Consider the following 12,284-nt stretch of genomic DNA (forward strand, 5'->3'; position numbering starts at 1 on the left):
CGATGATCAGCAGGTGAGCCATGGAATTACGAATCAACCAGAAAACCTATCAGGTCGAAGCCGACGCCGACACGCCACTGCTGTGGGTGATCCGCGACGACCTGGGCCTGACCGGCACCAAATACGGCTGCGGCCTGGCCCAGTGCGGGGCCTGCTCGGTGCTGGTGGACGGTAATGTGGTGCGCTCGTGTGTCACGCCAGTGGCCGGCGTGGTCGGGCGTGAAATCACCACCATCGAAGCGATTGAAGACGATGAGGTGGGCAAGCGTGTGGTCGCGACCTGGGTCGAGCATCAGGTGGCGCAATGCGGGTATTGCCAGTCCGGGCAGGTAATGGCCGCGACTGCGCTGCTCAAGCACACCCCCGCCCCTAGCAAGGCGCAGATCGACGCGGCGATGATCAACCTGTGTCGTTGCGGCACCTATAACGCCATCCATGCGGCGGTCGACGCACTGGCCAAGCAGGAGAGCGTCTGATGAGCATCCTCAATGAACTGCTCGAAGCACCGGTAAACCTGTCGCGCCGCCGCTTCCTGGCGAGCACGGCGGTGGGCGCGCTGGTGATCGGTTTCGGCCTGCCGCTTGGCGCGTCGAGGGTGCAGGCGGCCACGGCCAACGCCGCAGAACGTGGCACTCAGGTGCCGGCGTTTCTTGAAATTCGCCCGGACGGCACGGTGCGCCTGCTCAGTCCGTTCATGGAAGGCGGACAAGGCACCCACACCGCCATGGCGCAGATTGTCGGCGAAGAGCTGGATGCCGACCCCGCTACGTTTATCGTCGAAGCCGCGCCACCCGGCGAAGCGTATGTGGTGATGGACAACGGCCTGCGCATCACCGGCGGCAGCATGTCGGTGCGCATGAGCTACCCGACCATGCGCCGCCTGGGCGCCCTCGCCCGCGCGATGCTGCTGCAAGCCGGTGCCGCGCAGTTGGGTGTACCGGTTGCCGAACTGACCACCCAGCCTGGCCGGGTGGTACATACGGCTTCCGGCCGTTCGTTGGGCTACGGCGAATTGGCCAGTCGCGCCCTGGACATGCCGGTGCCCGACCCGGCCAGCATCACGCTGCGCGACCCAAGCCAGTTCCGCTGGATCGGCAAGCCGGTCAAACGCCTGGATGCCTACGACAAATCCACCGGCAAGGCGCAATACAGCATCGACCTGAAAGTCGACGGCATGCTTCACGCGGCTGTGCAGCATGCGCCACGCCTGGGCATGACCGTGGGCAGCCTGCGTAACCAGTCACACGTGCAAGCCATGAAAGGCGTGCATTCGGTGCACGTGCTCCCCGGCGCAGTGGCGGTGGTGGCTGAACGTTGGTGGCACGCCAAGCGTGCGGTTGAAGCGGTCCAGGTCGACTGGCAAGAAGCGGCTGCCGACTCGACACTGCGCGTCATGCCGGCGGACTTCTCCAGCGACAAGCACCGCGACTTCCTCGCCGCTCAGCAAGGCCCGGCCCGTGACGACGAAAATGAAGGTGACGTGGCGGCCGCACTGTCAGGCGCCAAGACCAAAATCGAAGCGACGTATCACAACCAGTACCTCAACCACGCCCAGTTGGAACCGCCATCCGCCCTCGCACGCTTCAACCCCGATGGCACCCTGGAGATCTGGCTGCCTAACCAGGCGCCGGACATGTTCCGCGCCGACATCGCCAAGCGCACCGGCCTCGACCTCGACAAAATCACCCTGCACTCGCCATTGCTGGGGGGCTTTTTTGGGCGGCACTTCTTGTATGACTCGGCCAACCCCTACCCGCAGGCCATTGCGCTGGCCAAGGCAGTGGGGCGTCCGATCAAGCTGATCTGGAGCCGTGAAGAAGAATTCCTGCGCGACGTGCTGCGCCCGGTGGCCGTGGTCAAGTTCCGTGCCGCACTGGATGACAAAGGCTTCCCGGTGGCCATCGAAGCGGTCAGCGCGACCGAAGGCCCGACCGAAGCGCTTGCCGGCAAACAGGGCGATAAAATCGACCCCACGGCCCTCGAAGGGTTGTCGGGCAAGTCCTACACCATTCCCAACAAACGCATCGCGCAGATCTACGTCAAAGGCGCGCCCATGCTCGGCTATTGGCGTTCGGTGGGCAACTCGCTCAACGACTTCTTCTATGAGTCGTTTCTCGACGAGCTGGCGGACAAAGGCGGACATGATCCCTATGAGCTGCGCTTGCATTTGCTGCGCGACAACCCACGGCTGACCACGTTGCTGCAAGCGGCGGGTGAATTGTCCGGTGGCTGGAAGCGTGGCCCCTTCACCGCCGAGGACGGCACCCGACGCGCTCGCGGCGTGGCCATGGCCTCGCCGTTCGGCTCCCACACGGCAGCGATCGCCGAAGTGTCCATCGATAATGGGAAGGTCAAGGTGCACGATATCTGGCAGGCCATCGACCCGGGCAGCATCGTCAACCCGGCGATTGTCGAGGCGCAGGTCAATGGTGCCGTGGCGTTGGGCTTGTCCCAGACCTTGCTGGAAGAAGCGGTGTACGTGGATGGAAAACCACGGGCGCGCAACTACGACCTGTACCCAATCCTGGCGCCCGCACAGATGGCGCGGGTGCATGTACGGGTGGTCGAGAGTGGCGAAAAAATGGGCGGTATCGGCGAGCCGCCGTTGCCCGCCGTGGCACCGGCCGTGGCCAATGCGGTGGCGCAGTTGACGGGCCAGCGCGTGCGCAGCCTGCCTTTGAGCCGACACACTTTCAGCTGACCCTCAGGAAACGCCCATGAACAACCGTCGATTCGCAAGAACCGCAGGCTGGCTGGCGCTGCCCTGCCTGGTCGCCGCAGGCCTGCTGGCCTGGTATGTCACCCGTGAACCTGCTACTGCGTTCGAACAGGAACAGGCGGGTGCCAGCTTCGAACCCGCCTTGGTCAGCCGTGGCGAGTATGTCGCCCGCCTCAGCGATTGCGTGGCCTGCCACAGTTTGGCAGGCAAGGCGCCGTTCGCCGGAGGGCTGGAAATGGCCACGCCGTTGGGGGCGATTCACGCCACCAACATCACGCCGGACAAAAACACCGGGATCGGCACTTACAGCCTGGCTGACTTCGACCGCGCAGTGCGCCATGGCGTGGCGCCGGGTGGGCGACGGCTGTACCCGGCCATGCCCTACCCGTCCTACGTAAAACTCAGCGATGACGACATAAAAGCGCTGTACGCGTTCTTCATGCAGGGCATACAGCCGGCCAACCAACCGAATATCCCCAGCGATATTCCCTGGCCGTTGAATATGCGCTGGCCCATCGCACTGTGGAACGGCGTGTTCGCCCCAACCGCTACCTATGCAGCCAAGCCAGACCAGGACGCGCTGTGGAACCGCGGCGCCTATATCGTCCAGGGCCCCGGCCACTGCGGCAGCTGCCACACACCACGCGGCCTGGCCTTTAACGAAAAAGCCCTGGATGAATCCGGCAAGCCGTTCCTCGCCGGCGCCCTGCTCGACGGCTGGTACGCACCGAGCCTGCGCCAGGACCCCAACACCGGGCTGGGACGCTGGACTGAGCCGCAGATCGTGCAGTTCCTCAAGACCGGGCGTAACGCGCATGCAGTGGTCTATGGCTCAATGACCGAAGCCTTCAACAATTCCACGCAGTTCATGCAGGACGACGACTTGGCCGCCATCGCGCGCTATCTCAAGTCGCTGCCTGGCGACCCGCAGCGCGACGGCACGCCCTGGCAGTATCAGGCGGTGAGCACGAACCAGGACGTCCCCGGCGCCCGCACTTACGCGACCCGTTGCGCCTCGTGCCATGGCCTGGACGGCAAGGGCCAGCCCGAGTGGATGCCGCCCCTGGCCGGCGCCACGTCGGCACTGGCCAAGGAAAGCGCCTCCGCGATCAACATCACCCTCAACGGCTCGCAACGCGTGGTCGCCGCCGGCGTACCCGACGCCTACCGCATGCCGGCGTTTCGCGAGCAATTGTCCGACCAGGAAATTGCTGAGGTGCTGAGCTACGTGCGCGGCACCTGGGGTAATAACGGCGGTGCGGTTGAGGCGAAGGCGGTGGGCAAGTTGCGCGGGCATACCGACCCGGCGAGCAGCAGCCCGATCATCCTGCATATGCGCTGAATTCAGGACTTCAGGTTCTTCACGCTGGCAAACGTTGCCTCGCCCCGCGCCTGCTCCAACACGTTCATGGGCGCGGGCGCAGGCAACGCGTGCAGCACCGGCTTGAGCACGACGGATCGCTCGCTGTCCGTGACTGAACGCTCATCGCTGGGCGGTACGCCGAAGTATTCGCGGTAGCACTTGGAAAAGTGCGGCGTGGACACAAAGCCACAAAGCACGGCCAATTCCACGATTGAAATGGGTGTCTGCTTGAGCAACTGCCGCGCACGGATCAGCCGCAGCCTGAGGTAATAGCGCGAAGGCGAACAGTGCAGGTACTTCTGGAACATGCGCTCAAGTTGGCGACGCGACAACGCGACATACGCGGCCAGCTCGTCCAAGTTGATCGGTTCCTCCAAGTTCGCCTCCATCAAGGCCACGATTTCCTGCAACTTGGGTTGCTGGGTGCCCAGCATATGCTTGAGGGGCACGCGCTGATGGTCCTGCTCGTTGCGGATCCGCTCGTACACAAACATGTCGGAAATGGCCGCCGACAGCTCATGCCCGTGATCCCGACCGATCAAGTGCAGCATCATGTCCAAGGGCGCGGTACCGCCCGAGCTGGTGAGACGGTCCCGGTCGAGGCTGAACAGGCTGGAACTGACAGTCACCCGTGGGAAGGCCTCCTGCATGGCGGCCAACCACTCCCAATGCACGCTGCATTCATAGCCATCCAGCAAGCCGGCCCGCGCCAACACAAAGCTACCGGTACAAATACCGCCCAGTCGCTTGGCGTAACGCGCCTGGCTGCGCAACCACTTGACCAGCTCGCCAGTCACGGTGCCCTGGATGCCGATGCCGCCACAGACAATCACAATGTCGGCTGGCGGCACGCCGAGTATCGAACCGTCAGGCGTGATGGGCACGCCGTCACTGGCCCACACAGGGTTGCCGTCCGGGCTCGCGGTATGCCACTTGTAAAGCTCCTGGCCGGACAGCTGATTGGCCATGCGCAACGGCTCGACTGCAGCCGCCAGTGACATCAAGGTGAACTGGTCCAGCAACACGAAAACGATGCTGCTGACAGGACGGGCACTCATGGCTGCGAAGCTGCGGCCACTGTTTTTTGCGCGCGTTCAGGCTGCCGCGCGGTGAGCAAGCCGATCAGGGAAATTATCAAGGCCAGGCCGATTGTCGAGGACACTTCAGAACGGTGCTCGGGGGTCACCAGCATCACCGTCAATGCGGTACAGATGAACGCAATGACCAACCAGGTCAGCCACGGAAACAGCCACATCTGGAAGGTCAGCGTGACGTTGCGCTGCCGTAGGATCTTGCGCATGCGCAACTGGGAAATGGCGATCACCAGGTACACCAGCAAGGCGATGGCGCCCGAACTGGCCAGCAGGAACTGGAACAGCCCGGCCGGCGCGAAGTAGCTGAACAGAGTCACTCCCGCGCCCAGGATCGTGCTGGCAATCACCGCCGCCCTCGGCACGCTCGCCGCCGAAGTCTTCCTCATCAGCTTGGGTGCGTCGCCCCGCTTGCCCAGGGAAAACAGCATGCGCGAGGCGATGTAGATCGAGGAATTCATGCAACTGGCCACGGCGATCAACACCACCCCATCCACCAGCAGTTTGGCGTGGGGAATGTTCATCAGCTCCAGCGCCCGTTGATACGAGCCTACAGACGCCAACAGCGGGTCATTCCATGGCACCACGGAAATCACCACGAAAATCGACAACAGGTAGAACACGCCGATGCGCCACATCACCGAGCGCGTGGCCCGGGCGATGTTCTGCGCCGGGTTGCTGGATTCGGCCGCTGCGATGGTGACCGCTTCGGTGCCGATGAAACTGAACATGATCGTGATGAAAGCCCCGACCACTGCCGACAGCCCGTTAGGCGCAAAACCGCCATGGTCCTCCATCAATCGGCTCAAGCCACTGGCCTCCCGCTCGGGAATCCAGCCCATCAACACCGCGAAGCCCAGACCGATGAAGCCGATGATCGCAATCACTTTCGCCATGGCGAACCAAAACTCGAACTCACCGTACTTGGACACGCTGAACAGATTGGTGACCACCAACAAAAAGATCGACAGCAAGGCAAACAGCCAAGCGTCGATCTGTGGGAACCACTGGTTGAGAATATGCCCGGCGGCCAGGGCTTCGATGGGGATCACCAGCACCCAGAACCACCAGTACAACCAACCGATGGTGAACCCGGCCCAGCGGCCGATGGCCTGGTCGGCATAGGTCGAGAATGACCCTGTATCGGGGTTGGCCACCGCCATCTCCCCCAACATGCGCATGACCAGCACCACCAGCGTGCCGGAGAACAGATAGGCCAGCAGCACTGCCGGCCCAGCCGCGGCGATCGCGTGTCCGGAACCGACGAACAACCCCGCGCCGATGATGCCCGCAATGGAAAGCATGGTGACATGACGCGGCTTGAAGCCCTGCGCCAACTGGCCGTTCGAATCGTTGGAATTCAGGCTATTCATTGTTTTTGTTGTTCTCGGTGATCGACGTCAGGGCGTACTGACTGAAGGGTCAGGCGATCATCATTTCTTAATGATGGGTCACCTTACGCGGCCTGACTTCCCTGAAAACAGCCTGAAAGCGGCAGGGATTGGTCTGATATCGACATCGGTGCGGGGCCTGCGTTTATACCGCTCTGTTATGGGCAGACTCTCGCGGAGCCCCGGCGTGTTCGCCTTGCTGATTGTCGACAACGTTCATGACCACTTGGTGCTCCCTGCTCCACACCACTCACCTTGATGAGCAGACGTTTACACCCCGCCACAAAAAGTCATCTCTTGGACCTTTCATCGCATCACTGCGTCCTCGGTTTATTTCTGACTCTTGCGCTTCTGGTATTATGGTATACCATCATACGCAAACCAATCGCATCCCGTTGGAGCAGCCATGAGTTTCGAAATCCGCAAGATCGTCAGCTACGTAGAAGAAACCTTCATCGAAGGCGGCAAAGCCTCCGACACCCCCGTGAAAATGGTCGGCCTGGCCGTTGTGCTGAAAAACCCCTGGCTGGGCCGTGGTTTTGTCGAAGACCTGAAGCCGGAGATCCGTGCCAATTGCTCCGACCTCGGCGCGTTGATGGTCGAGCGCCTGGTGGGCATCATCGGCGGTGCCGAGAACATTGAGGCCTACGGTAAAGCGGCTGTGGTCGGTGCCGACGGCGAGATCGAACATGCCAGCGCGATCATCCATACCCTGCGTTTCGGCAACCACTACCGCGAAGCGGTCAAAGCCAAAAGCTACCTGAGCTTCACCAACAAGCGCGGCGGCCCGGGCACCTCGATCCAGATCCCGATGATGCACAAGGACGACGAAGGCCTGCGCTCGCACTACATCACCCTGGAAATGCAGATCGAAGACGCGCCGCGGGCCGACGAAATCGTCGTGGTGCTGGGTTGCGCCGATGGCGGCCGCCTGCACCCGCGCATCGGCAACCGGTATATCGACCTGGAAGAACTGGCCGCCGAAAAGGCCCAGTAAGCCAGGCAAGCCCCCCAATAAAAAAAGGCATGCAGGAGCGCTCCATGATTCGGCTCACCGCTGAACGCACCCCGGCTGGCACCAGTTATCTGGCGACCGGCCAAGGCCAGCCTGTGGTTTTGATCCACGGCGTGGGCCTGAACAAAGAAATGTGGGGCGGGCAAGTCGTTGGCCTGGCCACACACTACCGCGTGATCACCTACGACATGCTCGGCCATGGCGCCAGCCCGCGCCCGGCCGCCGGCACGCCGCTGCTGGGTTATGCCGACCAACTGCTGGAGCTGCTCGACCACCTGCAACTGCCCCAGGCCACTGTGATCGGGTTTTCCATGGGCGGTTTGGTGGCGCGAGCGTTTGCCCTGCACTACCCCGACCGCCTCAAAAGCCTGGTGGTGCTCAACAGTGTGTTCAACCGCAGCCCCGAGCAGCGTGCCGGCGTGATCGAACGCACCGCCCAGGCCGCCGAACACGGGCCGGATGCGAATGCCGAAGCGGCGCTGTCGCGTTGGTTCAGCCGCGAATACCAGGCGGCCAACCCGGCGCAGATCGCCGCGCTGCGTCAGACCCTGGCGGGCAACGACCCCCAAGGCTACCTGACCACGTATGACCTGTTTGCAACCCAGGACATGTACCGCGCCGATGACCTCAAGGGTCTGCGCGCCCCCACCCTGGTCGCCACCGGCGAACTGGACCCCGGCTCGACGCCGGAAATGGCCCGGCAACTCGCCGATCGTATTCCGGGGGCCACGGTTGCGGTGCTGGCTGAGCAACGGCATATGATGCCGGTGGAATCGCCGCGCCTGGTCAATCAGTTGCTGCTGGGGTTTCTTGAAACCGTATACGCCCAAAATAATCCAATAAAGGGGATCGTTGCATGACGCTTGAACGCTTCCAGATGTGCATCGGCGGTGAATGGGTCGATGCCCTTTCCGGCAAGACCTTCGACAGCCTTAACCCGGCCCTGGCCGAGCCCTGGGCGCAACTGCCCGACGCCGACGAAGCGGATGTGGAGCGCGCCGTACAGGCGGCCCAAACGGCCTTTGACAGCCCGGCCTGGCGTGGCCTCACCGCCACCGCGCGGGGTAAACTGCTGCGCCGCCTCGGTGACCTGATCGCCGAGAACAAAGAGCAACTGGCCCAGCTGGAAAGCCGCGACAACGGCAAGCTGATCCGCGAAACCCGTGGCCAGGTCACCTACCTGCCGGAGTTCTTCCACTACACCGCAGGCCTGGCCGACAAGCTCGAAGGCGGCACCCTGCCCCTCGACAAGCCCGACCTCTTCGCCTACACCGTGCACGAAGCCATGGGCGTGGTCGCCGCGATCATTCCATGGAACAGCCCGCTGTACCTGACCGCGATCAAACTCGCACCGGCCCTGGCAGCAGGCAATACCATCGTAATCAAACCCTCCGAGCATGCCTCGGCGACCATCCTCGAGCTGGCGCGCCTGGCCCTGGAAGCGGGCATCCCACCTGGCGTGGTCAACGTGGTCACAGGGTATGGCCCCAGTACCGGCGCCGCCCTGACCCGCCACCCGCTGGTGCGCAAAATCGCCTTTACCGGCGGCGCGGCCACGGCGCGGCATGTGGTGCGCAGCAGCGCGGAGAACTTCGCCAAGTTGTCCCTGGAATTGGGCGGCAAGTCACCGAATATCATCTTTGCCGACGCGGACCTGGACAGCGCCATCAATGGTGCGATTGCCGGCATTTATGCTGCGTCCGGCCAGAGTTGCGTCTCCGGTTCGCGCCTGCTGGTGCAGGATGAAATCTACGACGAGTTCGTCGAGCGCCTGGTGGCGCGCGCCCAGCGTATCCGCATCGGCAACCCTCAGGACGACGCCAGTGAAATGGGCCCCATGGCCACCGCACAGCAACTGGCCGTGGTCGAAGGCCTGGTGGCGGATGCCATCGCTGAAGGTGCACGCCTGCGTACCGGCGGCAAGCGCCCGCAGAACCTTGGCGAAGGCTGGTTCTACGAACCGACGTTGTTCGAGTGCGACCGCAACTCGATGAAGATCATGCAGGAAGAAGTGTTCGGTCCGGTGGCGTCGGTCATCCGTTTCAAGGACGAGGCCGAAGCGCTGGCCATCGCCAACGACTCGCAGTTCGGCCTTGCCGCCGGCATCTGGACCCGTGACCTGGGCCGCGCCCATCGCCTGGCCCGCGACGTGCGTTCGGGCATCATCTGGGTCAACACCTACCGTGCCGTCTCGGCCATGGCGCCCATCGGCGGCTTCAAGAACAGCGGCTACGGACGTGAAAGCGGCATCGATTCGGTGCTGGCCTACACCGAGCTGAAGACGGTGTGGATCAACCTCTCCCAGGCGCCCATGCCTGATCCTTTTGTGATGCGTTAAGAGTCCACCACCATGATCGAACCCGGCATTTACAAAGACGTCATGAGCTCCTTCCCTTCCGGCGTCACGGTGGTTACCACCCTTGACCCGGACGGCGGCATCGTCGGCATTACCGCCAGTGCGTTCAGCGCGCTGTCGATCGACCCGGCGCTGGTGCTGTTCTGCCCCAACTACGCCTCCGACACCTACCCGATCCTGCGCGACAGCAAGCGCTTTGCGATTCACTTACTGTCAGCCGACCAGACCGCCGAAGCCTATGCGTTTGCCAGCAAGGGCAAGGAAAAAGCCAAAGGTATCGAGTGGCACTTGAGCGAACTGGGCAACCCGCTGCTGGCCAAGGCCACCGCGATCATCGAGTGCGAACTGTGGCGCGAATACGACGGCGGCGATCACGCGATCATCGTCGGCGCGGTGAAGAACCTGATCCTGCCCGAGCAGCCGGTCACACCGATGATCTATCACAAAGGCAAGCTGGGCCCGCTGCCCACCCTGGCCTGAGGAGTGCTGAAGCATGCGTAACGACAAATATGAGCAGGGCCTGAAGATTCGTACTCAGGTCCTGGGTGAAGCCTACGTGCAGCGCTCGATCGAGAATGCCGACGACTTTACCCGGCCGCTGCAGGAGATGGTCACCGAGTACTGCTGGGGCCACGTGTGGGGCCGGGAGGGCTTGTCGCTTAAAGAACGCAGCATGATAAACTTGGCAATGATTTCGGCCCTCAATCGGCCCCACGAACTCAAGCTGCATGTACGCGGCGCCTTGCGTAACGGGCTGAGTCGTGAACAAATACGCGAAATTTTGCTTCAAGTCGGTATTTATTGCGGGGTTCCCGCCGCCGTGGACAGCTTCCGGCTGGCCCGAGAAGCCTTCGCCGAAGCCGATGCCGAGGCCTCCAGTTAACCGTTACATTCAGAGCAGACCCCATGAAACGCGCGCCCCTCGACGACAGCTTCAAGGTCAATCACAACCCGGTCACCCTGCGCGAAATCGTGCTGGAGAAACTGCGCAGCGCCATCATGAACTTCCAACTGCTGCCCGGTGACCGCCTGGTGGAACGCGACCTGTGCGACCGCCTCGGCGTCAGCCGCACCTCGGTGCGCGAAGCCTTGCGCCATCTGGAGTCGGAAGGTCTGGTGGAGTTCGCCGATGCCAAGGGTCCGCAGGTGGCGATCATTACCCTCGCCGATGCCGTCGATATTTATGAACTGCGTTGCGTGCTTGAAGGCTTGATCGTGCAGTTATTCACCCTGCGCGCCAAGGCCAAGGACATCAAGGCCCTGGAAAAAGCCCTCGAGGAAAACCGCAAGGCCCTCAAGGAAGGCGAATTGCAGCAAGTGATCGATTCGGTGCAGGGTTTCTACGACGTGCTGCTCGAAGGCTCCGGCAACCATGTGGCCGCCACCCAGCTGCGCCAGTTGCAGGCGCGTATCAGCTACTTGCGCGCGACCTCGGTGTCCCAAGAAAACCGCCGTGGCGCCAGCAACCAGGAAATGGAACGCATGGTCCAGGCGATCAAGAGCGGTGACCCCCTCGCCGCCCACCAGGCCTGTGTCGATCACGTGCGCGCCGCCGCCGCCGTGGCCCTGGATTACCTCAAGCGTAAACAGGAAGAGACCGGCAAACTCCCCGAGATCACCCTGCCCATCGCGCTCAAAGAACCGCGCATAGGTCACTGACCATGCCCAGCCCCAGCTTTTGCCCGACATGCGGCGGCAGTGACCTCGGTCACCAGCTGCCACCGGGCGATACCCATGAGCGCCTGATGTGCCGGGGCTGCGGCTATATCCATTACATCAACCCCAAGATCATCGCTGGCTGCATCATTGAGCAGGACGGCAAATACCTGCTGTGCCAACGCGCGATTCCACCGCGCCCCGGCACCTGGACCCTGCCCGCCGGCTTCATGGAAGGTGGCGAAACCACCGAACAGGCCGCATTGCGCGAAGTCTGGGAAGAGAGCGGTGTACGCGCGGAGATCCTCTCGCCCTACTCGATCTTCAGCGTGCCCAGGATCAGCGAGGTGTACATCATCTTCCGCGCCATTGCGCTGGAGATCACCGGGGAGTTCGGGCCGGAGACCATGGACTATAAGTTCTTCGCGCCTGAGGATATTCCCTGGGACAGTATCTACTACCCGGCGATCAGGCAGATTCTCGAGCGGTATATCGAAGAGCGGCAGGCTGGGGTGTATGGCATTTATATCGGGAATGACGACAGCGGAAAAATCCACTTCATCCGCTGACCTCCAAGCCGAACCGGTTACAAATGTGGGAGCGGCGGTTCGACTTGCTCGCGAAGGCGGAGTTTCAGTCGATTCATTCGGTATCTGACACACCGCTTTCGCGAGCAAGCCCGCTCCCACATTT

12 protein-coding genes are annotated in these 12,284 nt (G+C 62.6%); 10 read left to right on the forward strand and 2 right to left on the reverse strand.

The features are described from left to right. Nucleotides 1–20 precede the first annotated feature (20 nt). Genes AB4O35_RS23700 through AB4O35_RS23710 form a run of 3 tightly spaced genes read left to right on the forward strand, consistent with a single transcriptional unit; the run spans nucleotide 21 to nucleotide 4,061 of the window. Nucleotides 21–476 carry a (2Fe-2S)-binding protein gene (locus AB4O35_RS23700; protein WP_065876276.1) on the forward strand — a complete coding sequence of 152 codons (456 nt, stop codon included), beginning with the start codon at nucleotides 21–23 and terminating at the stop codon, nucleotides 474–476. Continuing rightward, nucleotides 476–2,701: a xanthine dehydrogenase family protein molybdopterin-binding subunit gene (locus AB4O35_RS23705; RefSeq protein WP_065946267.1), complete on the forward strand. Its 2,226-nt coding sequence runs from the start codon at nucleotides 476–478 to the stop codon at nucleotides 2,699–2,701. The genes AB4O35_RS23700 and AB4O35_RS23705 overlap by 1 nt, the downstream gene beginning before the upstream one ends. A gap of 16 nt (nucleotides 2,702–2,717) precedes the next feature. Next, nucleotides 2,718–4,061: a c-type cytochrome gene (locus AB4O35_RS23710; RefSeq protein WP_065876278.1), complete on the forward strand. Its 1,344-nt coding sequence runs from the start codon at nucleotides 2,718–2,720 to the stop codon at nucleotides 4,059–4,061. 2 nt (nucleotides 4,062–4,063) lie between these two features. On the opposite strand, the gene gbdR is transcribed toward AB4O35_RS23710, so the two are convergent. Both gbdR and gabP read right to left on the reverse strand, forming a co-directional pair. After that, nucleotides 4,064–5,140 (reverse strand): choline metabolism transcriptional regulator GbdR, encoded by a 1,077-nt coding sequence (gene gbdR / locus AB4O35_RS23715; protein WP_065876279.1) that lies wholly within the window; start codon nucleotides 5,138–5,140, stop codon nucleotides 4,064–4,066. Next, on the reverse strand, nucleotides 5,137–6,546 hold the full coding sequence (gene gabP / locus AB4O35_RS23720) for a GABA permease (RefSeq protein ID WP_065876280.1): 1,410 nt from the start codon (nucleotides 6,544–6,546) through the stop codon (nucleotides 5,137–5,139). The genes gbdR and gabP overlap by 4 nt, the downstream gene beginning before the upstream one ends. A 424-nt stretch (nucleotides 6,547–6,970) precedes the next feature. Here gabP and AB4O35_RS23725 point away from each other — a divergent pair, with 424 nt between their 5' ends. From AB4O35_RS23725 to AB4O35_RS23755, 7 genes are read left to right on the forward strand one after another with little or no spacing between them, the layout of a single operon-like run. Further along, nucleotides 6,971–7,561, forward strand: coding sequence for an amino acid synthesis family protein (locus AB4O35_RS23725; protein ID WP_049708911.1), 591 nt, complete (start codon nucleotides 6,971–6,973; stop codon nucleotides 7,559–7,561). Between the two features lie 44 nt (nucleotides 7,562–7,605). Continuing rightward, nucleotides 7,606–8,439: an alpha/beta fold hydrolase gene (locus AB4O35_RS23730; protein ID WP_065946266.1), complete on the forward strand. Its 834-nt coding sequence runs from the start codon at nucleotides 7,606–7,608 to the stop codon at nucleotides 8,437–8,439. Next, nucleotides 8,436–9,917: an aldehyde dehydrogenase gene (locus AB4O35_RS23735; protein WP_065876281.1), complete on the forward strand. Its 1,482-nt coding sequence runs from the start codon at nucleotides 8,436–8,438 to the stop codon at nucleotides 9,915–9,917. The genes AB4O35_RS23730 and AB4O35_RS23735 overlap by 4 nt, the downstream gene beginning before the upstream one ends. A 12-nt stretch (nucleotides 9,918–9,929) precedes the next feature. After that, entirely contained in the window at nucleotides 9,930–10,415 is a 486-nt protein-coding gene (locus tag AB4O35_RS23740; RefSeq protein WP_010567340.1) for a flavin reductase family protein, read from the forward strand. Nucleotides 10,416–10,428: 13 nt separating this feature from the next. Beyond that, the gene (locus tag AB4O35_RS23745) at nucleotides 10,429–10,818 is read left to right on the forward strand and encodes a carboxymuconolactone decarboxylase family protein (protein WP_065876282.1); all 390 of its coding nucleotides are present in this window, start codon (nucleotides 10,429–10,431) and stop codon (nucleotides 10,816–10,818) included. A gap of 23 nt (nucleotides 10,819–10,841) precedes the next feature. After that, nucleotides 10,842–11,594, forward strand: a complete 753-nt coding sequence (locus AB4O35_RS23750; protein WP_049708916.1) for a GntR family transcriptional regulator — start codon at nucleotides 10,842–10,844, stop codon at nucleotides 11,592–11,594. Between the two features lie 2 nt (nucleotides 11,595–11,596). Continuing rightward, entirely contained in the window at nucleotides 11,597–12,160 is a 564-nt protein-coding gene (locus AB4O35_RS23755) for an NUDIX hydrolase (protein ID WP_065876283.1), read from the forward strand. The last annotated feature ends 124 nt before the right edge of the window (nucleotides 12,161–12,284 follow it).

The organism is Pseudomonas sp. H1_A03, from assembly GCF_054685145.1.

What these genes read in the sequence shown, in the direction of transcription:
- gabP (WP_065876280.1), bottom strand. Translation starts at nt 6,546, where the DNA reads ATGAATAGCCTGAATTCCAACGATTCGAACGGCCAGTTGGCGCAGGGC.
- AB4O35_RS23750 (WP_049708916.1), top strand. Translation starts at nt 10,842, where the DNA reads ATGAAACGCGCGCCCCTCGACGACAGCTTCAAGGTCAATCACAACCCG.
- AB4O35_RS23755 (WP_065876283.1), top strand. Translation starts at nt 11,597, where the DNA reads ATGCCCAGCCCCAGCTTTTGCCCGACATGCGGCGGCAGTGACCTCGGT.
- AB4O35_RS23745 (WP_065876282.1), top strand. Translation starts at nt 10,429, where the DNA reads ATGCGTAACGACAAATATGAGCAGGGCCTGAAGATTCGTACTCAGGTC.
- AB4O35_RS23740 (WP_010567340.1), top strand. Translation starts at nt 9,930, where the DNA reads ATGATCGAACCCGGCATTTACAAAGACGTCATGAGCTCCTTCCCTTCC.
- AB4O35_RS23735 (WP_065876281.1), top strand. Translation starts at nt 8,436, where the DNA reads ATGACGCTTGAACGCTTCCAGATGTGCATCGGCGGTGAATGGGTCGAT.
- gbdR (WP_065876279.1), bottom strand. Translation starts at nt 5,140, where the DNA reads ATGAGTGCCCGTCCTGTCAGCAGCATCGTTTTCGTGTTGCTGGACCAG.
- AB4O35_RS23700 (WP_065876276.1), top strand. Translation starts at nt 21, where the DNA reads ATGGAATTACGAATCAACCAGAAAACCTATCAGGTCGAAGCCGACGCC.
- AB4O35_RS23710 (WP_065876278.1), top strand. Translation starts at nt 2,718, where the DNA reads ATGAACAACCGTCGATTCGCAAGAACCGCAGGCTGGCTGGCGCTGCCC.
- AB4O35_RS23730 (WP_065946266.1), top strand. Translation starts at nt 7,606, where the DNA reads ATGATTCGGCTCACCGCTGAACGCACCCCGGCTGGCACCAGTTATCTG.
- AB4O35_RS23705 (WP_065946267.1), top strand. Translation starts at nt 476, where the DNA reads ATGAGCATCCTCAATGAACTGCTCGAAGCACCGGTAAACCTGTCGCGC.
- AB4O35_RS23725 (WP_049708911.1), top strand. Translation starts at nt 6,971, where the DNA reads ATGAGTTTCGAAATCCGCAAGATCGTCAGCTACGTAGAAGAAACCTTC.